This window comes from Streptomyces sp. NPDC042100 (assembly GCF_055582325.1).
Window position 1 is genome coordinate 110,648 of record NZ_JBVJDK010000015.1, and the last position, 22,949, is coordinate 133,596.

The 22,949-nt window shown below is 72.9% G+C and carries 25 protein-coding genes and 1 pseudogene; 4 read left to right on the top strand and 22 right to left on the bottom strand.

What is annotated here, in order from left to right:
- Window positions 1-16 precede the first annotated feature (16 nt).
- On the top strand, window positions 17-1,021 hold the full coding sequence (locus ACZ6J5_RS29525) for a cytochrome P450 (RefSeq protein ID WP_469396538.1): 1,005 nt from the start codon (window positions 17-19) through the stop codon (window positions 1,019-1,021).
- Window positions 1,022-1,276: 255 nt separating this feature from the next.
- Here ACZ6J5_RS29525 and ACZ6J5_RS29530 read toward each other — a convergent pair whose 3' ends face one another.
- The gene (locus ACZ6J5_RS29530; RefSeq protein WP_469396539.1) at window positions 1,277-1,492 is read right to left on the bottom strand and encodes a hypothetical protein; all 216 of its coding nucleotides are present in this window, start codon (window positions 1,490-1,492) and stop codon (window positions 1,277-1,279) included.
- Window positions 1,493-1,606: 114 nt separating this feature from the next.
- Window positions 1,607-2,044, bottom strand: coding sequence for an ankyrin repeat domain-containing protein (locus tag ACZ6J5_RS29535; protein WP_469396541.1), 438 nt, complete (start codon window positions 2,042-2,044; stop codon window positions 1,607-1,609).
- Window positions 2,045-2,122: 78 nt separating this feature from the next.
- Between ACZ6J5_RS29535 and ACZ6J5_RS29540 the strand changes: the two are divergent.
- The 3 genes and pseudogenes from ACZ6J5_RS29540 to ACZ6J5_RS29550 all read left to right on the top strand — a co-directional run.
- Window positions 2,123-2,251 (top strand): annotated as a pseudogene (locus tag ACZ6J5_RS29540) (SulP family inorganic anion transporter); the annotation flags it as partial.
- Window positions 2,252-2,426: 175 nt separating this feature from the next.
- Entirely contained in the window at window positions 2,427-2,636 is a 210-nt protein-coding gene (locus ACZ6J5_RS29545) for an ATP-binding protein (protein WP_469396544.1), read from the top strand.
- 163 nt (window positions 2,637-2,799) lie between these two features.
- A complete protein-coding gene (locus tag ACZ6J5_RS29550; protein WP_469396686.1) occupies window positions 2,800-3,129 on the top strand; it encodes an ArsR/SmtB family transcription factor in 330 nt (109 codons plus the stop codon).
- Between the two features lie 15 nt (window positions 3,130-3,144).
- Here ACZ6J5_RS29550 and ACZ6J5_RS29555 read toward each other — a convergent pair whose 3' ends face one another.
- From ACZ6J5_RS29555 to ACZ6J5_RS29650, 20 genes are all read right to left on the bottom strand, one after another.
- Window positions 3,145-3,894, bottom strand: a complete 750-nt coding sequence (locus ACZ6J5_RS29555) for a VOC family protein (RefSeq protein ID WP_469396546.1) — start codon at window positions 3,892-3,894, stop codon at window positions 3,145-3,147.
- A gap of 194 nt (window positions 3,895-4,088) precedes the next feature.
- Window positions 4,089-4,433 (bottom strand): monovalent cation/H(+) antiporter subunit G, encoded by a 345-nt coding sequence (mnhG, locus tag ACZ6J5_RS29560; RefSeq protein ID WP_469396547.1) that lies wholly within the window; start codon window positions 4,431-4,433, stop codon window positions 4,089-4,091.
- On the bottom strand, window positions 4,430-4,723 hold the full coding sequence (locus ACZ6J5_RS29565; protein ID WP_469396549.1) for an MrpF/PhaF family protein: 294 nt from the start codon (window positions 4,721-4,723) through the stop codon (window positions 4,430-4,432). Before ACZ6J5_RS29565 ends, mnhG begins: the two co-directional genes overlap by 4 nt.
- Window positions 4,720-5,334, bottom strand: coding sequence for a Na+/H+ antiporter subunit E (locus ACZ6J5_RS29570; RefSeq protein WP_469396550.1), 615 nt, complete (start codon window positions 5,332-5,334; stop codon window positions 4,720-4,722). Before ACZ6J5_RS29570 ends, ACZ6J5_RS29565 begins: the two co-directional genes overlap by 4 nt.
- Window positions 5,331-6,938 (bottom strand): Na+/H+ antiporter subunit D, encoded by a 1,608-nt coding sequence (locus ACZ6J5_RS29575; protein ID WP_469396552.1) that lies wholly within the window; start codon window positions 6,936-6,938, stop codon window positions 5,331-5,333. The genes ACZ6J5_RS29570 and ACZ6J5_RS29575 overlap by 4 nt, the downstream gene beginning before the upstream one ends.
- A complete protein-coding gene (locus ACZ6J5_RS29580; RefSeq protein ID WP_469396554.1) occupies window positions 6,935-7,546 on the bottom strand; it encodes a Na(+)/H(+) antiporter subunit C in 612 nt (203 codons plus the stop codon). The genes ACZ6J5_RS29575 and ACZ6J5_RS29580 overlap by 4 nt, the downstream gene beginning before the upstream one ends.
- Entirely contained in the window at window positions 7,543-10,434 is a 2,892-nt protein-coding gene (locus ACZ6J5_RS29585; RefSeq protein ID WP_469396556.1) for a Na+/H+ antiporter subunit A, read from the bottom strand. Before ACZ6J5_RS29585 ends, ACZ6J5_RS29580 begins: the two co-directional genes overlap by 4 nt.
- A 183-nt stretch (window positions 10,435-10,617) precedes the next feature.
- A complete protein-coding gene (locus ACZ6J5_RS29590; RefSeq protein WP_469396558.1) occupies window positions 10,618-11,385 on the bottom strand; it encodes a hypothetical protein in 768 nt (255 codons plus the stop codon).
- A gap of 49 nt (window positions 11,386-11,434) precedes the next feature.
- Window positions 11,435-11,980 carry a hypothetical protein gene (locus ACZ6J5_RS29595; protein ID WP_469396559.1) on the bottom strand — a complete coding sequence of 182 codons (546 nt, stop codon included), beginning with the start codon at window positions 11,978-11,980 and terminating at the stop codon, window positions 11,435-11,437.
- Window positions 11,981-12,006: 26 nt separating this feature from the next.
- Window positions 12,007-12,633 (bottom strand): hypothetical protein, encoded by a 627-nt coding sequence (locus ACZ6J5_RS29600; protein WP_469396687.1) that lies wholly within the window; start codon window positions 12,631-12,633, stop codon window positions 12,007-12,009.
- 113 nt (window positions 12,634-12,746) lie between these two features.
- Window positions 12,747-13,262 (bottom strand): hypothetical protein, encoded by a 516-nt coding sequence (locus ACZ6J5_RS29605; RefSeq protein WP_469396561.1) that lies wholly within the window; start codon window positions 13,260-13,262, stop codon window positions 12,747-12,749.
- Window positions 13,259-14,524 carry an MCE family protein gene (locus ACZ6J5_RS29610; protein WP_469396563.1) on the bottom strand — a complete coding sequence of 422 codons (1,266 nt, stop codon included), beginning with the start codon at window positions 14,522-14,524 and terminating at the stop codon, window positions 13,259-13,261. The genes ACZ6J5_RS29605 and ACZ6J5_RS29610 overlap by 4 nt, the downstream gene beginning before the upstream one ends.
- A complete protein-coding gene (locus tag ACZ6J5_RS29615) occupies window positions 14,521-15,816 on the bottom strand; it encodes an MlaD family protein (RefSeq protein WP_469396565.1) in 1,296 nt (431 codons plus the stop codon). The genes ACZ6J5_RS29610 and ACZ6J5_RS29615 overlap by 4 nt, the downstream gene beginning before the upstream one ends.
- Window positions 15,813-16,835: an MCE family protein gene (locus ACZ6J5_RS29620; protein ID WP_469396566.1), complete on the bottom strand. Its 1,023-nt coding sequence runs from the start codon at window positions 16,833-16,835 to the stop codon at window positions 15,813-15,815. The genes ACZ6J5_RS29615 and ACZ6J5_RS29620 overlap by 4 nt, the downstream gene beginning before the upstream one ends.
- A complete protein-coding gene (locus ACZ6J5_RS29625) occupies window positions 16,835-17,881 on the bottom strand; it encodes an MCE family protein (RefSeq protein ID WP_469396567.1) in 1,047 nt (348 codons plus the stop codon). Before ACZ6J5_RS29625 ends, ACZ6J5_RS29620 begins: the two co-directional genes overlap by 1 nt.
- The gene (locus ACZ6J5_RS29630) at window positions 17,878-18,933 is read right to left on the bottom strand and encodes an MCE family protein (protein ID WP_469396569.1); all 1,056 of its coding nucleotides are present in this window, start codon (window positions 18,931-18,933) and stop codon (window positions 17,878-17,880) included. Before ACZ6J5_RS29630 ends, ACZ6J5_RS29625 begins: the two co-directional genes overlap by 4 nt.
- Window positions 18,930-20,183 carry an MCE family protein gene (locus tag ACZ6J5_RS29635; protein ID WP_469396571.1) on the bottom strand — a complete coding sequence of 418 codons (1,254 nt, stop codon included), beginning with the start codon at window positions 20,181-20,183 and terminating at the stop codon, window positions 18,930-18,932. The genes ACZ6J5_RS29630 and ACZ6J5_RS29635 overlap by 4 nt, the downstream gene beginning before the upstream one ends.
- 1 nt (window position 20,184) lies before the next feature.
- A complete protein-coding gene (locus tag ACZ6J5_RS29640; protein ID WP_469396572.1) occupies window positions 20,185-20,991 on the bottom strand; it encodes an MlaE family ABC transporter permease in 807 nt (268 codons plus the stop codon).
- Window positions 20,992-20,996: 5 nt separating this feature from the next.
- On the bottom strand, window positions 20,997-21,761 hold the full coding sequence (locus ACZ6J5_RS29645; protein WP_469396573.1) for an MlaE family ABC transporter permease: 765 nt from the start codon (window positions 21,759-21,761) through the stop codon (window positions 20,997-20,999).
- A complete protein-coding gene (locus ACZ6J5_RS29650) occupies window positions 21,758-22,765 on the bottom strand; it encodes an ABC transporter ATP-binding protein (protein WP_469396575.1) in 1,008 nt (335 codons plus the stop codon). The genes ACZ6J5_RS29645 and ACZ6J5_RS29650 overlap by 4 nt, the downstream gene beginning before the upstream one ends.
- Window positions 22,766-22,949: the final 184 nt, after the last annotated feature.

A 22,949-nucleotide genomic window follows, 5' to 3' on the forward strand; every position in this document is an offset into this window, starting at 1 on the left:
GACCCCCGAGGGGTGGGTGCTGGCCACGATCGCGTTCCAGGACAGCTTCTTCAACATGTACGGAGCGGAGCACCGGGCGTCGCGGGGACGGGTCGCGCCGACGTTCGCACCGCGCCGGGTCGAGCAGATGCGCGGCCAGGTGCAGGCGACGGCCGACCGCCTGGTGGACGCGCTCGCCGCGCTGCCGCCGGGAGAACGCGTGGATGTGCGCCAGGACTTCTCGCTGCCGCTCACCATGACGGTCATCTGTGACCTGTTCGGCGTGCCCGACCATCTGCGCCGGGCGATGGGCGGCGCGATGGACGCCGCGCTCGACTCCACGCTCGACCAGGAGAGCGCGCTGGCCGCCGCCGTCGAACTCGACACCCGCATCAGGGAGTGCATCGCGTACAAACGGGCCCGCCCGGCCTCCGACTTGACCACCGACCTGCTGTTGTCCGACGCGCCCGGCCAGGAGCCCCTGTCGGACTCCGCACTGGCCGGCACCCTGATCACCATGATCAGCGCGGGCTACGAGACGGCCGTCAACCTGATCACCAGCGCCGTCCAGATCCTCTTGACCCACCCTGAGCACCTCGACCGTGTGCGCACGGGCGCGCTTGGCTGGGAGGAGGTGGTGGAGGAGACGCTGCGGTACGAGGGCCCGGTGATGCACGTTCCTCTGCGGTACGCGATCGAGGACATCGACCTGGGCGACGGCGTGGTGATCGGGAAGGGCGAGGCCATCATCATCGGTTTCGCCGCGGCGGGGCGGGATCCGGAGGCCCATCCGGATCCCGACGTCTTCGATCCGAAGCGCGCTGACAAGTCGCACCTCGCCTTCGGCTTCGGGCCGCATTTCTGCGTCGGGGCGCCGCTCGCGCGGCTGGAGGCGGAGGTGGCCCTGGCCACCCTCTTCGAACGACTGCCGGACCTCGCCCTCGCCGATCCCGGACACATACCCGCCCGGCTCCCCTCGATGATCATCAACGGTGCCGCCGTGCTGGAGGTGGTTCCCCACCCGAAGGGGGCCGCGGCCTGAGATGACGGCATCGGCCCGTACGGAGGGGTGAACGGGGCCGGTCGAGAAGGGGCGGAGGTCGGGTAGGCGAACATCGTCTTGCCCTTGCTCGGCTGCCCGGCTGCCCGGCTGCCCCAGGCTCCGGCCCCGTCCCCGCCCCTCCGTCACAGAGTGCCCGCCGGGGGCCGCACGGACGGTGCCCCACCGCCTCTCGGGAGGCCCCCGGGATTCAGCGGCCGGTGTCGTTCGACTTCGCGACGACGAGCCGGCCGGCACTCAGCCGCCCCGGCGCAGCGGGAGCACCCGCTGCAGTAGGTCGCGGGCAAGGGCGAAGTGCGACTCCTCGGGGTGGGTAGTGAGGCGGATCCTGGTCCAGGCCACGTCGAGGTCCACGCCGGTGGTCCGGGAGAGTCTCTTCGCCTGCCACGAGGTGATGGGTGCCCAAAGCCACCGATGCCATTCGAGCTGCTTCATGCCCGCTCTAACGATCATGAGGTGGATTGCGAAACTGTATATTTCGCTCTAAATCGGACCTTTTGGTCGGTTCCTGGCGGCGCGTCGAGGCGAGTGCGCTCCGACTGAAGCCGCGGACCCGCCGCGCGGAGGTCAGCGCCCGTCGGTCGGCAGGGGGCCGGCTCCGGCTGCCCGGAGGAGCGCCGCCGTGGCCTCGTGACCGCCGTCGACCGCCCATTCCAGCGCGGTGCGTCCGGAGCCGTGCTCCTCGCGCAGACCGGGGTCCGCCCCGTAGGCCAGCAGGTGGCGGACGGTCTCGGTGTGGCCCCAGCAAGCGGCGGCGCACAAGGGCGTGCCGTCCGCTCCAGGACCTTCGCTCTCCTCGTCGGGAGCGGCCCCGGCGGCCAGGAGCAGACGGGCCACTTCGGTCTCGCCCTGGACCGACGCCAGGTACAGGGGGGTCGTACCGTCACCGTCCCGCGCCTCCGGGGAGGCTCCGTCGCGCAACAGCGACCTGGCGGACGCGGCATCGCCCGACACGACGGCCGCGAACAGGCGTGGGGTGAGCTTCTTCTGGCGGCGCCGCTTCATGGTCGCCGAGGCTACTGATCGGCGGGCGGCTCAGCCACTCATATCCGCCCGCACCCGCCACCCGGGACCGGGGTCCTGCTGATCGCGCTCGCGCTGCTGAGGACCGGCCGGTACATGGCCTACGTGCCCGCGCCGGTCGTGGCGGGCTTCACCCTCGGCATCGCGTGCGTGATCGGGCTCCAGCAGCTCCCGAACGCGCTCGGGGTGACCGCCCCCGCCGGCGGACGGGTCCTCCCCGATTCCTGGCGCGCGGTGGCGGCGTTCGCGGCCGCGCTGGCCGGGGTGCTGCTGGCGACGGCGGTCCGGATGGTGGAGGTCGGCGCGCTCGGAGCCGGCCGCCAACGCGGTCCGGCACGCCGCCGAGCGCTCGCCGACGTTCACGGTGCTCTTCGCGTACGGTCCGGGCACCTTCGCCTTCGGCGTCCACGACCGCCACCCCTACCAGCCCGCCCCGTTCCGGGCCCTGGCCACCGCACCCGGCAGCGGGCTCGCGCTGGTGGCCCAGCTGGTGTCGGACCTCGGCGGCACCCTCGTCGTACGCCCCGACAGGGACGGCCTGGGGAAGGGCGTGTGGGCCACCCTGCCCCTGTGAGCCGCCCCGCCGGGCTGTCACGACTTGCACGAATCTGCAATTGTGGAGGTCAACGGTGCACGGAAACGGGCGGCAGCGGTGCGGGCCGCCCCCGAGAGAGAATCATGGGTGGAGCAGGGTGCCTAGGACGCGCGCAGACAGGACGGCCCAGGCCCACGGCCCGCTGGACCCGCCGCTCTACCAGCTGAAGGCCGAGTTCTTCAAGACCCTCGGCCACCCGGTCCGCATCCGGGTCCTGGAGCTGCTCAGCGTGCGCGAGCACGCGGTCGCCGAGCTGCTGCCGGAGGTCGGCGTCGAGGCGGCGGCCCTGTCGCAGCAGCTCGCCGTGCTGCGCAAGGCCAACCTCGTCACGACCCGCCGCGAGGGCTCCAACGTCCACTACCGGCTCGCCGACGACGGCCTCGCCGAGCTCCTGAGCGTGGCCCGGGGGATCCTCACCGGCGTCCTCCAGGGCCAGGCCGAGCTCCTGGCCGGGCTGCGCGCCGCCCCCTGATCCGGGCCGGGCGCCTCAGACACCAGGCTCCTCCCCCGGAGCCGGCTGCCACAGGCCGAGCGCCTCGGCGTCACGGAGGTGCGCGGTGGCCTGCGCGCGTTCCGGGTCGGTGAGGGGGAGGGCGGTCAGGCGGCGGCGCCAGCCGTCGACGCCCGCCGGGTCCTCCAGGGCGGTCGCGAGTTCGACGAGGGTCGCGAGGGCGCGGGCCACGTCCACGGGCGGGGCGGCGTCGCCGTGCCGGCGCAGGGCCGTGGTCAGGACCCGCAGGGCGGCCCGGTCGTCGTTCTTGAACTCGCTGAAGACACGGGCGTTGTCGAGCGCTTTCGCCAGGCCCGTGAGGCTCTTCGAGCCCCCGTACTCCAGCTCCTCCGGCTCGTCCCGCTGGATGAAGATGACCGAGTTCCCCGACGGGTCGACCAGGGTGAAGCGGCTCGCGCCCGGCCTGAACCGGGTGATCCGGGGCCGGCCCTTGGCCAGGACCTTTCCGTACGCGGCGCGCATCGCGCGGGTGAACTCCGCGTGGTACGGCGCGACCGCGTCCACCAGGACCAGGCAGCCGCCCACGTCCTCGTGGCCCGGGTCGATGTTCTTCGGCGGCGTCCCGAAGTGCAGCGCGAAGCCGGACCACTCCAGTACCAGGTAGACGTAGGGCCGCGTCTGCTTGTACGTCGCCCGGAATCCGAGGGCCTGGTAGAACTCCAGCGTCTCCTCCACCGACACGCACGGCAGCACCGGCACGGTGGTCTCGTTCGCCCGGACCGTCACCCCAGTCGCCGATGCCGTCTCTGTCGCACCTGTCGTATCTGTCGCACCTGTCGCATCTGTCGCCGCAGTCACCTCGGTCACCGCCGTGTCCTCCGTCCGTCCCGCCACAGCTTCCGCCTCTCTCTCGGCCAGAGGGCTCCGAGCCTGCCGCAGATTCCGTCCCGGCGCCTATGGCGTTTTTCCGCGCGTGCCCTTCATCCGCGGCTGTCGCGGAGCTCGTCGTAGAGCAGGGCGCAGTCGCCGGTCTGGCCGGTGCGGTACGCGGCGCGGGCCACCATGTGGGCCGCGACGGCGCTGGTCAGCAGCTGGAAGAAGGCGACCAGGGCGAGGGTGCCGAGGTCGGGGCCCGAGCGCAGCCGCAGGGCGACGCCCGCCAGGAGCACCAGGATCCCGAGGGTCTGCGGGTTGGTCGAGGCGGCGCTGCGGGTGAGGACGTCCGGGAGGCGGAGCATTCCGATGACACCCGTCAGGCAGACGGCGGCGCCGGTGAAGAGGAGGACGGCACCGGCCAGTTCGGCCGCCTGCTGCCAGGCGTTCACGGGCGCTCCTTGGAGGCGCCGCGGTCGCGTGCGGCGATGAAACGGGCGATGCCGACCGAGCTGGTGAAGCCGAGGAAGGCGAGGACGAGCATGATCGAGAGGTAGTAGCGGGTGTGGGTGATCGCCGCGTCCACGCCGATCCCGGCGATGATGAGGACGGCGGCCACGTCGACGGCGACGGCCCGGTCGAGCATGGAGGGGCCGCGCCATACGCGGACGAGCAGCAGTGCCCCCGCGAGGACGATCAGCACCAGGGCGCCGTTGAGGAGGATGTCGTCGGCCAGTTTCACGGTCGTCCGGGCTCCGTTCCGGCGGGGCCGCCCGAATCCCTCGGGCCGGGCGGGTCGGTGGGGGCGGGTGGGTCGTCGCTCACGCGGGCGATCTCCTCGCGGGTGCCGAAGGCGCGGACGACGAGGGCTTCGAGCTGCCAGACGTCGTGCCGGGCGCGGGCCACGGCGCCGGGGGCCTCGGCGTCGTACACGTGCAGGTAGAGGGTGGCGGTGGTGCCGTTGACCTCGACGAGGGCGCCGCCGGGCACGCTGGAGACGGCGACGGCGGTCGCGGCGATCATGAGGTCGGTGCGGCAGCGCAGCGGTACGCGCACCACCGCGGCGGGCAGGCGGCGGCCGCTCAGGGCGTGGCGGGTGACCACGGCGCTGGAGGCCACCATGTCGTACAGCAGGTAGCAGGCGAGCCGCAGGATGCCGAGCGGGCGCAGCCGTAGGTCGAGTTCGACGGCGGGCAGCGGGAAGACGAGGCACAGGACGAGGGCGACGAGCAGGCCGCTGACGAGGTTTCCCCAGGTCAGCCCGGACCACAGCAGCATCCAGATGACGGTGAGCCAGGCGATCAGCTTGGGGTCGAGGCGTCTCCAGCGTGCGCTGATCGAGGGGGAGTTCACGGTTCGAGCACCGCCTGTACGTAGGGGGTACGGGTGAGCAGCTCGGCGGCCGAGCGGTCGGCGAGGCCGGTGAGGGGGGTGGCGAGCACGGTGTAGGAGAGGCCGAGGACGACGGCGGTCGCGGTCGCGGCGGTCATCACGCGGGGCACGCGGGTGGTGGTGCGGACGCGGACGACGGGGGTGGCGGTGGTGGTGCCCGGCCGGGCGGCGGGGGCCGGGGCGTCGTCGGCGTCGGTGACGTCCGTCTCCTCCAGGACGTCGCCCTCGGGCGGGCCGGGCAGGTGGGGCGCGGCGCGCCAGAAGGCCAGGTTCCAGACCTTGGCCATGGCGTAGAGGGTGAGGAGGCTGGTGACGGCCGCCGCGCCGAGCAGGACGTACGCGGCGGTGCCGCCGTCGGCGGCGCCCGCCCGCATCAGGCCGAGCTTGCCGAGGAAGCCGGACAGGGGCGGGATGCCGGCGAGGTTCATGGCGGGGACGAACCACAGGGCGGCGAGCAGGGGCGCGGAGCGGGCGGCACCGCCGAGGCGGGTCAGTTCGGTGGTGCCGTAGCGCTTCTCCAGGAGGCCGGCGGCCAGGAACAGCGTGGTCTGCACGGTGATGTGGTGGGCCGTGTAGACGATGGCGCCGCCGATCCCGGCGACGCTGCCGAGCGCGAGCCCGTACAGCATGAAGCCGATGTGGCTGACGAGGGTGAAGGACAGCAGGCGTTTGAGGTCGGTCTGGGCTACGGCGCCGAGGATGCCGATCAGCATGGACGCGAAGGCGACCGCCATGAGCACGGTGGAGAGCCGGTTGCCGGGGAAGAGGAGCGTCTCGGTGCGGATCATCGAGTAGACGCCGACCTTGGTGAGGAGGCCCGCGAAGACGGCGGTCACCGGTGCGGGCGCGGTGGGGTAGGAGTCGGGCAGCCAGGCGGCGACGGGGAAGGCGGCGGCCTTGACGGCGAAGACGGTGAGGAGCAGGACCTGGGCGAGGGTGCGGACGCCGAGGGGGACCTGGTCCAGGCGGAGGGCGAGCTGGGCGAAGTTGACGGTGCCGGCCGCCGCGTAGGTGACGGCGATGCCGGCGAGGAAGACGAGGGAGGAGACGAGGGAGACGACGACGTAGGTGGAGCCGGCCCGCATCCGGGGTTCGGTGGCGCCGAGGGTGAGGAGGACGAAGCTCGCCATCAGCATGATCTCGAAGCCGACGTAGAGGTTGACGAGGTCTCCGGCGAGGAAGGTGAGCGAGACTCCGGCGATCAGGACCAGGTAGGCGGGGTGGAAGACGGCGATGGGGGCGCCCTCCTCGCGGTCGGCCATGCCCTGGCCCATGGCGTAGACGAGGACGATGAGGGTGACGGCGCCGGAGACGGTGAGCATCAGGGCGGCGAGCCGGTCGGCGACGAGCGTGACGCCGAGCGGCGGGGCGAAGTCGCCGAGGTCGACGACGAGCGGGCCGGTGCGGTCGGCGGCGACGAGCAGGACGAGGTCGATCGCGACGACGGCGCTGAGGACGCCGAGGGTGATGATCCGGTGCAGCCAGCGCAGCCGGGCGCCGAGGAAGAGGCTGAGGCCGCAGACCGCGAGGGGCAGCACGACGGGCAGCGGGACGAGGGAGTTCACCGGGCGTCCTCCGGGTCGGGGCCGGGGCCGGGATCGGGGCCGGGATCGGGATCGGTCCCGTGGGCGTCCTCCGGGTCGGTGCCGAGGACGTCGTCCCACAGGTCGGCGTCGTCGGAGAGGTCCTGGGCGCGGGCCTGGGCGGCCCGGTCGGCGCGGAGCCGCTGCCGCTGTTCGCGGCGTTCGCCGCGCCAGGCCCGCAGGCCTTCCTCGCGGTGGCGGGCGCGGAGTTCGGCCCGTTCGGTGGCGATCTGGGCCCGCAGCACGACCCGGCGGTCGGCGAGGTCGTCGGGGACGAAGTCGGAGCCGGTGAGCTGGCTGCTGCGGTAGGCCATGGCGAGGACGAACGCGGTCGTGGCGAGGGTGATGACGACGGCCGTCAGCACGATGGCCTGCGGCAGCGGGTCGGTGACCCGGGTGCGCGAGACGCCTGGGTAGAGGAGCGCGGGGACGCCGGCGGGACCGGCGGCGGCGAGGACGAAGAGGTTGACGCCGTTGCCGCAGAGGATGACGCCGACGAGGACGCGGGTGAGGCTGCGGGTGAGGATGAGCGTCCCGCCGACACCGGCCAGGACGAGAGCGCAGACCAGCAGGGTCACGCTGACGGTCATCGGCGCTCCTCCCCGGCGAGGACGAGCCGCGCCGCGTACTCGGTCTGCTGGTCGACGCGCGAGCCGAGGGCGCGGACGGTGTCGAGGACGACGCCGAGGACGAGCAGGTAGACGCCGAGGTCGAAGAGGACGGCGGTGCCCGCGTGCCAGTCGCCGATCAGGGGCAGGTGGCCGTGCCAGGTCCAGGCGTGCAGCACGGTGCCGTCGGCGAGGCCGACGAGGGCGACGCCGGTGGACAGGGTCAGGCCCAGGCCGGTGAGGAAGCCGGGGTGGAGCGGGGCGGCGGCGTCCAGTTCGTACCGCCCGCCGGCGAGGTAGCGGATGGTCAGGGCGACCCCGGCGACGAGGCCGCCGACGAAGCCGCCGCCGGGCAGGTTCTCGGCGCACAGCAGCAGGTACGCGGAGAGCATCAGGATCGGGTGGAAGACGAGCCGGGCGATCACCTCGAAGACGACCGAGCGGTATTCCGGGGCGAGCGTGTCGGCCGCCACCAGCCAGCTGCGCTCGGGTGCGGTCTGGCCCGGGGCGAGGGGGGCCTGGATCCGGGAGGAGGACAGGGACCAGGCGGTGACGCCGCCGGGCAGCCGGACGGGTTCGCGGGCGGCGGGGCCCTGGCGGCGGTGGACGTAGAGGAGGCTGGTGACGCCGAGGACGGCGACGGCGAGGACGGCGGACTCCCCCAGGGTGTCCCAGGCCCGGAAGTCGACGAGGATCGTCGAGACCACGTCCTTGAGGCCGTGGTGTGCCGTCTCCTCCGTCATGGCGGCACCCGCCGGAACGGCCGTACGGGCGCCCGCGGCGAGCCACAGGGCGCACGCCACGAGGGCACCGCTGCCGAGCGCGAGGACGGTCCCGGTCACCTTGCGGCGGACCTTGCCCTTGTCGCCGAAGAACACGGGGAGGCGGCGCAGCACGAGCACCAGGACCACGGTGGAGACGGTCTCGACCGCGAACTGGGTGAGCGCGAGGTCGGGCGCGCCCTGGACGACGTACAGCAGTCCCGTGCCGTATCCCGTCAGGCCGGCGAGGACGGCGGCCTTCATCCGGCGCTGGACCAGCAGGCACATCAGGGCGCAGCCGCAGGTCAGGGCGCCGACGGCGGCCTGCCACGGGGAGTCCCAGAGGCGGGGCGCGGGGGTGCCGTGCCAGGGCCGGTCGGTGAGGAGGACGGCGGCGAGGCCGACGACCGCGACGAGGAGGACGGTGGCGACGTACGCGGGCAGCGAGCCCTTCTGGACCGTGCCGGTGACCTGGAGGGCGGTGCGCTCCAGGCCGAGGACGCAGCGGCCGAAGACCGCGTCGGCGGTGGGCCAGGCGAGGCGGCGGCCGATCCGGACCACCGGCTCGCGCGCGACGAACAGGAGGGCGCCACCCAGCCAGGCCAGTGCCGACAGGCCGAGCGGCACTCCGAGACCGTGCCAGAGGGCCAGGTGGTACGGGTCGGCGGGGGCGGGGTAGGCGTCCGCGTACCGCTCGAACAGCGGGGCGAGCCAGGCGATGCCGGGGCCGAGGACCAGGCAGCCGAGGGCCAGCAGGGCGGGCGGGGCGAGGAAGGAGGGGGCGACCCGGTGCGCGGGCGTCGGCGGCAGGCCGGGCTTGCGGGCGAAGGCGCCCCACAGGAAGCGGAGCGTGTACGCGGTGGTGCAGGCCGAGCCCGCGACGATCGCGGCGAGCGCCCACCGTTCGGCGGTGCTGCCGTGCAGCAGCGCGTCCAGCGCCGCCTCCTTCGCGACGAAGCCGAGGAGCGGCGGCAGGGCCGCCATCGACGCGCCCGCGACGACGGCGACCGCGCGGACGCCGGGGAGGGAGCGCCCGAGTCCCGAGAGGCGGCGCAGGTCGCGGGTGCCGGCCGCGTGGTCGACGATGCCGGTGACCAGGAACAGCGGTGCCTTGAAGAGGGCGTGGGCCAGGATCATGGCGATGGCGGCGAGGGCCGTGTCGTACGAGCCGGCACCGGCGAGGACGACGAGCAGGCCGAGCTGGCTGACGGTGCCGTGGGCGAGGACCAGTTTGAGGTCGTTCTCGCGCAGCGCGCGCCAGCCGCCGAGGAGCATGGTGGCCGTGCCCAGGGTCAGCAGCACCGGTTTCCAGGCGGTGACCTCGGCGAAGGCGGGGGCGAGCCGCGCCACGAGGTAGACGCCCGCCTTCACCATCGCCGCCGCGTGCAGATAGGCGCTGACGGGGGTGGGGGCCGCCATCGCGTTGGGCAGCCACAGGCTCAGTGGCCACACCGCGGACTTGGCGACGGCGCCGCAGAGGATGAGCAGCACGGCGGCCGTGAGGGTGCCGCTCGGTCCCGGGGGCGCCTCCAGGATCCGGGAGAGGCGGTACGTGCCGGCAAGGTGTCCCAGCATCAGGAACCCGACGAACATGGCGAGTCCGCCGACCGAGGTGACCGTGAGCGCCTGGAGGGCCGAGCGGCGGCTTTCGCGCTTCTCGCTGTCGTATCCGATGAGCAGGAACGACAGGACCGTCGTCAGCTCCCAGAACAGGTAGAGGATCACCAGGTCGTCGGCGAGGACGAGTCCCAGCATCGCCCCGGCGAAGGCGAGGAGGTTGCCGCCGAAGGGACCCAGCCGGGGCGCCCCGCCGCCGAAGTAGCCCACGCAGTAGAGCAGGACCAGGGCGCCGATCCCGGCGGCGAGCAGCACCATCACGAGGGAGAGCGCGTCGAGCCGGAAGGCGACGTCGACGCCGTAGGTGCCGATCCAGGTCCACGCCTCCTCGCTCGCCCGGCCGGACGCGACAGCGTCCCACCGGGACAGCGCCCAGGCGAGGGCCGCGGCGGGCGGGAGGGCGAGCAGGAGGAAGGCGCGCGGGCCCATGCGGCGGATCAGCGGGGCGGCGCAGAGGGCGACGAGGAAGTGGGCCAGGACCAGTGCGGTCATGAGGCATAGAGATATCTGTATGGATCCGGCAAATCGGTCGAGACGCGCCGAGCGGGCCGGGGGCTTCTCCGTTCGGCTAGGACTCCTAGGGATCCTGCGACTCCTAGGACTTCCGGGGGCCGAGGGGGCCGAGGGGGTCCTCCCCCTCGGCCTCGTTCATGCGTGACCCGCGCGAGAGCCCGCCTAGCGGCCGAAGGTGTCGATGTTCTCGACCAGCCAGCGGCCGTCGCGCCGGACGACGTCGACCGCGAACATGGCGCCCGCGTAGACACCCTGGTCCTGGGCCTTCGCGCCCTTCTTGGCGCCGGCCGTGGCGACGCTGCTCTGGTCGGCGTAGACGAGGACCCGGGCGCGGTCGCCGTCGATGCGCTCGACCGCGCTGTCGGTGACCGTGGTGGTGATCACCATCTTCTGCCGGGCGGCCTGCTCCAGGACGCCGCCGAAGAGGGTGCGGTGCTGGGCCACGGCCTTGCCGGTGAGGAAGGTCTTCTGGGCCTTGTCGAAGGCGTCCGGGGCGGCGTGGTCGTAGGAGAAGAGCGCGGCGACGGCCCCGGCGGTCGCGCCCTTGATCTCGCTGGTGCGGGCGAGGTCGGTGAGGGCGGTGTTGGCGCGCGCCGGGTCGCCCAGGAGCTCGCCCGCCCTGCTGTGCGCCCATCCGGCGAAGCCGCCGAGGAGCAGGGTCAGGACGCAGAGGACCACCAGCGGCGCGGCGCGGCGCGGGCGCGGCCCGCCCGCCGCCTTCCGGGCCGGGGGCGTCCCCTGTCCGCCGGACTCCCCCACGGGTTCCTCCCCGGGCTTCCGACCGCGTCCGCGTTCGCGTACGGGCTCGGATACGGGCTCCGGGGGCGCGGGTTCGGTGAGGAGGTCCCCGGCGGGGCGGGGCGGGGACGCCGGGTCGCCGAGGGCCTGGCGGCGGCGCTGACGGTTGAGGTGGTGGCGGGTCGTCGACATGGTGCGTGTCCTTTCGGCGCGGAGGGCGGCTCTCGTGGGACGGGTCCGGTCAGCCGCCGGAGGCCGTACCGCCCACGGGTGCCTGGCCCAGGCCGCTGAGCTTCCACTGGCCGTCGACGCGGGTCAGCTCCCCCAGCATGCGGCTGTCCTTGTCGGTGCTCTTGGCGTCGGGCGTCGTGACGGTGACGCGCAGGGCGACGAGCATCCGGGCGCGGCCCGCCCGGTCGTCGAGCTCGGTGACGGCGCCGGAGAGCACCCGGGCGCTGGTCACCGTCCGCGCCTCCTTGACCTGACCCGCGAACTCCTTGCGGCCCTGGACGAGTTCCTGGTGAAGCTCGCCCGTGGTGGAGGACTCCCAGAGGTCGAGGCCCTGGTCGACGCGCCGGTGGTCGAGCGTGTTGAGGTTCTGGACCGCCTGCTGGCCCGCCGCGAGCGCCCGGTCCCGCTGCGCCGCGTAGGCGGCGGAGTCGTCGTGGGCGGCGGCGTACCAACTCTGGCCCTGCCAGGCCGCGAAGCCGCCGGCGACGAGGGTGAGCACGAGGGCCGCGGTCAGTGCGGGCCGGCTGCCCGTCGTGGTGCGTACCAGGCGTTTCATGGGTTCTTCCTTCTTCCGCTCGCGGCTCAGCGGGCCTTGATGTCGGTGATCAGCCACCGGTCGTCCTGGAACTGCGCGGTGACGGTGAGCTGGGCGGCGGCGGAGGTGACCGCGCCCCCGTCCCGCCGGGAGGTCTGGTCGAGGAAGACGAGGAGGCGGGCGCGGTCCCCGTCGAGCTCGATCACTCCGGTGCGGACGGACTGGGTGGTGAGGGTGACCTTCTGGTCGACCAGGTTCGCGCGGACCTGGGCGATCAGCGTCGCGTACTGGCGGGCCGCACGGCCGGTGAGGACGGTGCGGGCGGAGCGCTCGGCGGTCTCGGTGCCGGCCGGGGTGTAGGAGAAGATCCGGGCGAGGCCCTCGGCGACGTCGCCGCCGACGCGGTCGGTGGCCGCCGCGTCGGTGAGGGCCCGGTTCTGCGCGGACGGGGTGGAGCGCAGCTGGTGGGCCCCGTAGAAGAAGGCGCCCCCGCCGAGGAGGAGGGCGACGACGGCCGCGACGGCGGCGGCCCCGCGCCAGGAGACGCGGCGGCGGCGCTCAGGCGCGGGTGCCCCGTCCTCCTCGGCGGTGACGGCCTCGGTGACGGCCTCGGTGTCAGTCTCGATGACGGCCTCGGTGTCAGTCTCGATGACGGCCTCGGTGTCAGTGTCGATGACGGTCTCGGTGTCGTCGGCCGACGTGTCCTTGGCCGACGTGTCATTGGCCGACGTGTCATTGACCGACGTCTCCTTGACCGACGTCTCCTTGGCGTCCTTCAGCAGTCGGGTCACCGGCCCTCTCCCTTCCCGGCGGGGGTGACGGGGACCGCGCTCAGCGCCGAGACCTTCCAGGTGTCCTCGCCCGTACGGGTCAGGACGGCCTCCAGCCGCTTGCGGTCGGTGGTCGCGGCGGCGGAGCCCTGGGGGGTGACGTCGACGCGGAGGGTCGCGATGAGCTTCGCCGTGCCCGCCCGCGCGTCGAGCGCGGTGACGGCGGCGTCGGTGACCGTCGCGCGGGCGGAGGCCCCCACGGCGGGCCGGACGCGGCCCAGTTCGGTGTGGAGGGGGCCGGTGGAGGCGTCGCCCCAGGCCCGGATGTCGGCCTCGGCCTTCGCGCGGGTCGAGGCGTCGAGGGTGTGCAGGACGGTGAGGCGGGCGCGGCCCTCGGCGAGCGCCGTGTCGCGCTCCCGGCCGAAGGCCAGTTCCTCGTCGGCGCGCGCCTGGGTGTAGGTCCAGGCGCCGGTGCCGCAGAAGCCGAGGGCGAGGACGAGGGCGCCCACGGCGGCGGCGCGGGCGCGCTTCACCGGCCGCTCCGGTCGTCGAGGCCGAGGAGGCCGGCCAGGTCCGTCGGGCCGGTGCCCTGGCCGGGCAGGGCGAGCGCGCCGGGCAGGGCGGTCCGGGCCTCGGGCGCGGTGCCGGAGGGGAGCGAGCCGGGCCGGGCGGGCTCGGGGATGGCGCCCCCGCCGGGGGCGTGGGCCGAGCCGCGCACGTTCTTCCCGGAGGAGAGGGGGGCGGTGCAGGAGGCCCCGGTGTTGAGGGCGGGCGCGGTGCCGAGGTCGAGGCCGTTGCGGTAACGGGTGGCACCGTAGCCCGAGGTGCAGGGCAGCGGCTTGAAGAAGGTGACGGCCATGCCCACGTTGAGGCGCCCGTCGTGGACGGCGGAGGCTCCGGCGGCGACGGCCGCGGGGAGCTTGACGAGGAGTTCCTCGGTGCCGCGCTGCCGGGTGACGGCGATCTCGGAGGTGGTGAGGAGGTTGGCGAGGACGACTCCGAGGCTGGGGTCGACGTCGCGCAGCAGGCCGCTCACCTGGCCGGTGGCCTCGGGGGCGGTGTCGAGGACGCGGCGCAGGTCGGCGTCGGAGCCCTTGAGGGCGGCGGCGAGGTCGCGGGCGCCGGTGGCGAAGCCCCGGATGGCGCGGCTCTCGTCGGCCTGGGTGCGCAGCACCACTTCGCCGTCGTCGATCAGGCGGGTGGTGGCGGGCAGCGAGCGGTCGGCGGCCTCGATGAAGCGGCTGCCGTTGTCGAGGAGGGCCTGGAGGTCGTCGCCGTGGCCGTCGAAGGCGGTGCCGAGTTCGTCGACGACGGTGCGCAGGGAGTCCAGCGGTACGGAGCGGGTGAGGTCGTTCATGCTGGCGAGGACGTCGGTGACGGGGGCGGGCACCTGGGTGTCGATCTGGTCGATGGTGGCGCCCTCGGCGAGGTAGGGTCCGCCGTCGCTCTCCGGGCGGAGGTCGATGTACTGCTCGCCGACGGCGGAGAGCCCGGCGACGACGGCCTTCGCGTCGGCGGGGATGCGGGGGGCGGACCGCTTGATGCGGAGTTCGGCCACGACCCCGTCGGCGGTGAGGTCGATGGCTCCGACGCGGCCGACGGAGACGCCCCGGTAGGTGACGTCGGAGTGGGTGAAGAGGCCGCCGGTGCGGGCCAGGTGGACCCGGACGGTGTAGTGGTCGGCGACCCCGGCGAGGCGGCCGAGGTCGGCGTAGCGGATGCCGAGGTAGCCGAGGACGAGGACGGCGATGACGAGGAAGGCGATGTTCTTGAGCCAGACGGTACGCGTGATCATCGGCGGTTGCCTCCGTCCGCGGGGGTGCTGACCGGGGGCAGCGGGAGGCCGGTGGCGCCGCCGCCCCGCCGGAGGGTGCCCTCCTCGGGGGCCGTCGGCTCCTCGGTGGGCGTCGGCTCCTCGGTGGGCGCGGGGGGCAGGGTCGGCGTCTCGTCCCGGGGGATCAGCGGCGGGGTGACCTCGGTGCCGGGGGCGGCGGCGAGGTGCAGGTAGGTGTTGAGGTAGTCGCCCTTGATGCCCCGCATCACCTCGTCGGTGAAGGGATACGTGAGGAGGACCTGGAGCGAGTCGGGCAGGTCGGCACCGGCGTCGGCGAGTGCCTTCAGGGTCGGCGCGAGGGCCTTGAGGTCGGCGACCATGTCCTTCTTGCTGGAGTTGACGGTGGAGACGGCGACCCCGGAGAGGGTGTCCAGGGAACGCAGCATGGTGATGAGGGAGCCGCGCTGGTTCTCCAGCGTCTTCAGGCCGGGCGAGAGGCCGGTGAGGACGGTGTCGACGTCGTTCTTGCGGCCCGCGAGGGTGGTGGAGAGGCGGTTGAGGGCGTCGAGGGCGCCGGTGATGTCCCCGCGGTGCTCGTCGAGGTTCTTCACCAGGGTGTCGACCCGGTTGAGCATGGAGCGGACCTCGGGTTCGCGCCCGCCGAGGGCCTTGTTGAGTTCGCGCGTGATGGTCTTGAGCTGGTTGACGCCGCCGCCGTTGAGGAGCAGGGACAGGGCGCCGAAGACCTCTTCCACCTCGGTGTTGCGGCTGGTGCGGGCGAGCGGGATGACCGCGCCGTCGGCGAGGCGGGGGCCGTCGTCCCGGCCGGCCGAGGTCTGCCGGACGCCGTCCGTGCCGGTGCGGGTGCCCGCACCCGTACCGGTGCCCGTGCCCGAGCCCGTACGGAGGGGGGCGACGAGCTGGATGTACTTCTCGCCGAGGAGGCTGGACTGCTCCAGGCGGGCGTTGGCGTCGGCCGGCAGCCGGACGTCGCCGTTGATCCTGAGGGTGACCCGGGCGCTCCAGCCGTCGGAGCCCACCTCGATGCGGGTGACGCGGCCGACGGCGACGTCGTTGACCTTCACCGCCGCCTGCGGCACGAGGCTGAGGACGTCGGTGAGTTCGGCGGTGACGGTGTAGGGGTGGGAGCCGAGGTCGGCGCCGCCGGGGAGGGGCAGGTCCTCGATGCCGTCGAAACGGAACGGGGTGCCCGGCAGGAGGCCGAGGACGGCGGCGAGGCCGAGGCCCAGGGCGACCGCTCCGGCGGCGCCGGCTCCGGCGGCCCTGCGGGAGGGCAGTGCGCGCTTCGTCATCGCTGCCCCCCGCCGCTCGTCGCGCCGCCGCCGGTGACCGGCAGCGGGAGCAGGGGGCCGCCCAGGCCGATCTCGTTGAGGTTGGCGCGGCCGGTGATGGTGCGGGTGTTCCGGTCGTAGGCGTTGACGAGGTTGCCGGCGGCGAGCGGGGCGGTGTCCAGCGCCTCCGCGAGGGAGGCGCGCTGGTCGACGAGGGTCTGGGTGAGGGGCACGAGCCGGTCCACGTTCTTCTTGAGCTCGCCCCGGTTCTCCTTGATGAAGGTCTTGACCCGAGCGAGGGCCTTGGCAAGTTCCTTGAGCGCGCCGGAGAGGTCGTCCTTGTTCTCGGCGAAGTAGCCGACGACCTCGTCGAGGCGTTCCTGGGCGGTGCGGACGTCGCCGTCCTTCTCCTTGAGCATGGTGGTGAAGGTCTGGAGCTGGCCGAGGGCGGCGAAGAGGTCGTCGCTGCTGCCGTCGAGGGTCTTGGCGGCCTTGCCGAACTGCTCGATGGAGGTGCCGATGGCGGCGCCGTTGCCCTTGAGGTTCTTCGCTCCGGTGTCCAGGAGTCGGGAGAGGGCTCCCCCGGCGTTGGCGCCGTTGGGTCCGAGGGCGTCGCCGAGCTCGGTGATGGACCGGTAGAGCTGGTCGATCTCGACGGGGACCCGGTTGCGCCAGGCGGGGAGTTCGGCGCCGTCGGCGAGGGCGGGGCCGCTGCTGTAGGCGGGGGTGAGCTGGACGTAGCGGTCGGCGACGATGCTGGGGGCGACGACGACGGCGCGGACGTCGGTGGGGACGCGGACGCCCTCGTCGAGGCGGAGCCGGACGCGGACCCGGGTGCCCTCGGGGCGTACCGACTCGACCTCGCCGACGCGGACGCCGAGGACGCGCAGGTCGGAGCCGGCGTAGACGCCGACCGCCTGGTCGAACCAGGCGGTGACGCGGGTGCCGCCGGATTCGATGACGCCGCCGGCGGTGAGTCCGCCGGCCGCGAGCACCACGAGGGCGACGCCGGCCACGAGGGGCTTTCTGGCTCTGGTCATCACTCACCGCTCCCCTTGGCGGCCGCTTTCTGCTTCGGCGGCATGCATCCGGTCGTGGGCTGGGTGCCCTCGGGCAGGTAGGTGCGGGGCACCACGCCGCACAGGTAGCTGTCGAACCAGCGGCCGCTGCCCAGGGTGTTGCCGACGAGCCGGTAGTACGGGCCGACGAGCGCGAGCGTCTTGTCGAGCTGGCCGCTGTTCTTCTCCAGCACCGCGGTGACCCGGCCGAGGGCCTTCAGGGTGGGGCCGAGCTGGCGCTCGTTGTCGCCGACGAGGCCGCTGAGCTCGGTGCCGAGGGCGCGGCTGCCCTTGAGGAGGGAGCGGATGGCCTCGCGGCGCTTGCGGAGCTCGCCCAGGAGGGAGCCGCCGTCCTGCAACAGGATCTCGAAGCTGGACTTCTTGTCGGCGAGGGTCTTGGTGAACCGGTTGCTGTTCTCCAGGAGGCGGGCGAGTTCGGCATCGCGCTTGGAGACGGTGCGCGACAGGGCGGAGAGGCCGTCGGCGGCGCTGCGCACGTGCGGCGGGGAGTCCTTGAAGGTGTCGGAGATCGTCTCGAAGCTCTCGGCGAGCTTCTTGGTGTCGATGGCGTCGGTGGTGCGGCTGAGGTCCTGGAAGGCCTCGGTGACGTCGTACGGGGAGGTGGTGCGGGTCTGCGGGATGCGGGTGCCGGGGTCCTGGGGCGCGGAGCCGAGCGGGTCCAGGGCCAGGTACTTCTCGCCGAGGAGGGTCTTGACGGCGATGGCGGCGGTGGAGCGGTCGCCGACCCAGGCGTCGCCGACCTCGAAGGTGACCTTGACCTTGGGGCCGTCGAGGGCGACGCCGGTGACCTCGCCGACCTTGACGCCGGCGATGCGGACCTCGTCGCCGGTGTCGAGTCCGGCGGCCTCGGAGAAGTCGGCGCTGTAGGCGGTGCCGCCGCGGGCGAAGGGGAGCCGGTCGGCGTTGTAGGCGCCGGCGGCGAGGAGGGCGAGGACGACCAGACCGACGACGGCGACGGCGATCGGGTTGCGCTCCTTCACGGGCTTCAGTCCGGTGCGGGGGCTCATCCGCGGCACCTCGATTCGGTCACGGCGATGCCGGTCGGCGGCTTGGAGCCGTCGGAGGTGCCCACGCCGGTGACGCGTGCCTCGCACAGGTAGAGGTTGAACCAGGACCCGTAGGAGGAGAGGCGGGCGAGGGCGGTCATCTTGCCGGGGGTGTGGGCGAGGAAGGCCTCGATGTCGGGGGTGTGCGCGCCGAGGGTGCCGGAGAGGCGGCCGAGCTCGCGGATGTCCTGCTTGAGCGGGGCGCGGCCTTCCTGGAAGAGCCCGGCGGTGGTGGTGGCGAGGTCGCCGACGGCCTGGACGGCCTGGCCGAGCGGCTTGCGGTCGGTGTTGAAGCCGGTGACGAGCTTCTGGAGGGTGACGACGAGGTCGTCGAAGGCGGCCTCGCGGTGGTTGATGGTGGTGAGGACGGTGTTGAGGTTGGTGACGACCTGGCCGATGACCTGGTCCTTGGCGGCGACGGTCCGGGTGAGGGAGCCGATGTGCCGCATCAGGCTGTCGACGGTGCCGCTCTCGCCCTGGAGGACCTGGACCAGGGAGTCGGCGAGGTCGTTGACGTCGGCGGGCGAGAGTCCCTCGAAGAGCGGCTTGAAGCCGTTGAAGAGGAGGGTCAGGTCGAGGGCGGGGGTGGTGCGGTCGAGCGGGATGGTGTCGCCGTCCTTGAGGGTGCCGGCGATCTCGCCGCTGCCCCGGCCGAGGGAGACGTACCGCTGTCCGACCATGTTGAGGTACTTGACGGCGGCGGTGGCCGAGCCGGGCAGGGTGCGGTCCTCGCGGACGGTGAAGGTGACCTGGGCGGTGCGGCGCTGGACCACGCGCACGTCGGTGACCTCGCCGACCTTGACGCCCGCGATGCGGACGGAGTCGCCCTCGACGAGGCCGGTGACGTCGGTGAAGAGCGCCTTGTAGGAGCGGGTCTGGGAGCCGACTCCGGTGTTGGCGATGCTGAGGCCGAGGACGGCGGTGGCGAGCGCCGTGACCAGCACGAAGACGAGGGACTTGACGAGCGTGCCGGTGAGGCCCCGGCGGCGGGTGTGATCGGTCGGGGATGTCATCGCAGGGTCACCTCCGCGCCTCGGAAGGCGGGGCCGGCCAGCAGGCTGCTCCAGTCGGGCAGGGCGCCGGGGGCCGTGCGGGCGCCGGGGGCGAGGAGTTCGGTGACGAGGTCGTTCTCCTGCGGGGAGTTGGCCGGGCCGAGGTCCTGCGCGGCGGCGGCGGAGGAGCGCGCGGCGGGGGCGGCGGAGGTGCCGAGGTAGGGCACGGGGTAGCAGCGGGGGCCGCCGCCCGATCCGTAGGAGGGGGTGTCGCGGCCGGGGACGTACGCGCCGCGCGAGGGCACGGTGGTGACCTCGACGTGCAGTCCGGGCCGGTCGGTGCCCTTGCCCAGCGCCTTGTCCATGGCGGGGACGAACTGGGCCAGGGTGCGCAGGGTGCAGGGGAAGGACGAGGAGTACTCGGCGAGGAGCTCCAGGGTCGGCCGGCTGGTGGCGCTGAGCCGGATGATGTTGTCCTTGTTCTGCCGCAGGAAGGCGGTGAGGTCCTGGGAGGTCCGGGTGGTGGCGCCGATGGTCTCGGCGAGCCGGCTCTCCTCCTCGGCGAGGGTGCCGCTGGTGGTGGTGAAGTCGGTGAGCGCGGTGACGATGTCCGGGGCGGCGTCCGCGTAGAGGTGGCTGACCTTCACGAGTTCTTTCAGGTCGCGGTTGAGGGTGGGCAGTTGGGGGTTGAACTTCCGCAGGTGGGCGTCGAGCGTGGCGAGGGTCTCGCCGAGCTTCTCGCCGCGTCCTTCGAGGGCCTGGGAGACGGCCGAGAGGGTCGCGGAGAGCTTCTGCGGCTGGACGGCGGTGAGCATGGGCAGGACGTTGTCGAGGACCTGCTGGAGTTCGACGGCGTTGCTGGAACGGTCCTGCGGGATGACGGAGCCGGGGGCCAGCCTGCCGCCCGAGGAGGTCTCGGGCGGGACGAGGGCGACGAAGCGTGCGCCGAAGAGGGTGGTCGGCAGCATCTGGGCGCGGACGTCGGCGGGGACGTGGTCCAGGGCGCCGGGCTTCATGGCGAGGGTGAGGCGGGCGCCTTCGCCGTCGGCGTCGATGGCGCGGACCTCGCCGATCACGACGCCCCGGAGCTTGACCTCGGCGCCGAGGTGCATCTCGTTGCCGACGCTGCCGGTCTCCACGACGACCGGGTCGGAGTCGGTGAAGCGCTTCTGGTAGACGGCGACCGCCAGCCAGGCCAGCAGGGCGGGCACCAGCAGGAAGACGATTCCGGCGAGCCGGAGGCGGGTGGTCCCGCCGCGTGGGTCGCTCATCTCACCCCGCCACCTTCACGGTCGTGGTCGCGCCCCAGAGGGCCAGCGACAGGAAGAAGTCGGTGACGCTGATCAGCACGATGGCGTTGCGCACGGAGCGACCGACGGCGATGCCGACGCCGGCGGGGCCACCGGAGGCGCGGAAGCCGTAGTAGCAGTGGGCGACGATCACCATCACGCTGAAGATCAGCACTTTGAGCACCGAGAGGAGGACGTCCGTCGGGGACAGGAAGAGGTTGAAGTAGTGGTCGTAGGTGCCCTGGGACTGGCCGTTGAAGAGGACGGTCACATAGCGGGAGGCCAGGTAGGAGGAGAGCAGTCCGATCGCGTAGAGCGGGACGATGGCGACGACGCCGGCGATGATCCGGGTGGTGACCAGGTACGGCATGGAGCGGATGCCCATGCCTTCGAGGGCGTCGACCTCCTCGTTGATGCGCATGGCGCCGAGCTGGGCGGTGAAGCCCGCGCCGACGGTGGCGGAGAGGGCGAGCCCGGCGACGAGCGGCGCGATCTCCCGGGTGTTGAAGTAGGCGGAGACGAAGCCGGTGAAGGCGGCGGTGCCGATCTGGTCGAGGGCGGCGTAGCCCTGGAGGCCCACGACGGTGCCGGTGAACAGCGTCATGGCGATCATGACGCCGATGGTGCCGCCGATGACGCCGAGCCCTCCGGAGCCGAAGGCGACCTCGGCGAGGAGCCGCTGCACCTCCTTGAGGTAGCGGCGCAGCGTCCTGGGGACCCAGAGCAGGGCGCGCACGTAGAACAGGAGCTGGTCACCGGACCGGTCGAGCCAGGCGAACGGGGAGGCCATGTGCCTCAGCCTCCCTTCGGCGGGACGATCTGGAGGTAGATGCCCGTCAGCACCATGTTGACGAAGAAGAGCAGGAGGAAGGTGATGACGACGGACTGGTTGACGGCGTCGCCGACGCCCTTGGGGCCGCCGCGCGGGTTGAGGCCGCGGTAGGCGGCGACGATGCCCGCGATGAACCCGAAGATCAGCGCCTTGACCTCGCTGATGTAGAGGTCGGGCAGCTGGGCGAGGGCGGAGAAGCTGGAGAGGTACGCGCCGGGGGTGCCGCCCTGGAGGACGATGTTGAAGAAGTAGCCGCCGAGGGTGCCGACGACGGAGACCATGCCGTTGAGGAGCACGGCGACGCCCATGGTGGCGAGGACCCTGGGGACGACCAGCCGCTGGACCGGCGAGACGCCCATGACCTCCATCGCGTCCAGCTCCTCGCGGATCTTGCGGGAGCCGAGGTCGGCGCAGATCGCGGAGCCGCCGGCGCCGGAGATCAGCAGGGCGACGATGAGCGGGCTGGCCTGCTGGATGACGGCGAGGACGCTGGCGCCGCCGGTGAAGGACTGGGCGCCGAGCTGCTGGGTGAGCGAGCCGACCTGGAGGGCGATGACGGCGCCGAAGGGGATGGAGACGAGGGCGGCCGGCAGGATGGTGACGCTGGCGACGAACCAGAACTGCTCGACGAACTCGCGGAATTGGAAGGGGCGCCGGAAGACGGCCCGGCTCACCTCGGCGGCGAGGGCGAAGAGGCGTCCGGTCTGCCGCAGCGCCCCGCCGATCACGAGCCGCTCCCGGCGGCCGGCCCGGTCGGGGCGTGGGCGCCGCCGCGCGCGTAGGTCTCCTGGATGGCGGCGCGGGCGGCCGGCGGGAGCTGGTCGAGCAGCCCGAGGACCCGTTCGCGGCGGCGCGTCACCGCGGCGCGCGGCGGGAGGCCGGGCGAGGGTTCCAGCTGCGGCACGATGACGCGGGGGCCGGCCGTCAGGTGCGGGGCGGCGTCGGCCTCGGCGGCGAGGGTGGCGGCGTCCTTCTCCTCGGACATGCCGATGGGTCCTTCGCGGCGGCCCGCGAGGAACTGGGTGACGACCGGTTCCTCACTGGTCAGGAGGACTTCGCGGGGACCGAAGGTGACCAGGTTGCGCCGGAAGAACATCCCCATGTTGTCGGGGACGGTGGCGGCGATGTCCAGGTTGTGGGTGACGATCAGCATCGTCGCGTCGATCCGCGCGTTGAGGTCGATGAGGAGCTGCGAGAGGTAGGCAGTGCGGACCGGGTCGAGGCCGGAGTCGGGCTCGTCGCAGAGGACGATCTGCGGGTCGAGGACGAGGGCGCGGGCCAGACCGGCGCGCTTGCGCATGCCGCCGCTGATCTCGCCCGGCAGCTTGCCCTCGGCGCCGAGGAGGCCGACGAGGTCGATGCGTTCCATGACGATGCGCCGGATCTCGGACTCCCGCTTGCGGGTGTGCTCGCGCAGCGGGAAGGCGATGTTGTCGAACAGGGTCATGGAGCCGAAGAGCGCCCCGTCCTGGAACATGAGGCCGAAGAGCTTCCGGGTCTCGTAGATGTCCCTCTCGGGGCTGCTGACCATGTCGACGCCATTGATGAGGACACGGCCGCGCTGGGGCTTGAGCAGCCCGATGAGCGATTTCAGGAAGACCGTCTTGCCGGTGCCGGAAGGCCCGAGCATGACGCTGACCTCTCCGGCCGGCAGGGTCAACGAGACGTCCTGCCAGATGTTCTGCTTGCCGAAGGACATGGTCAGACCCTCAACGACTACTTCGATTCCCATTCCACCTCCAGCAAGCCCGCGTCGGGTGTGCACCGCGGGCGCACGGTAAGTCGGTGACGATCACCCGGACAATAGGCATGGCGCAAAATCCTTGATCCGCTTCTTTATTTGTCATCGGGGAGACAAGACTGCGATGCGTTCTTGTCTCCGGGGAGACAGTCGGGCGTCCCGGCCGACAGGACGG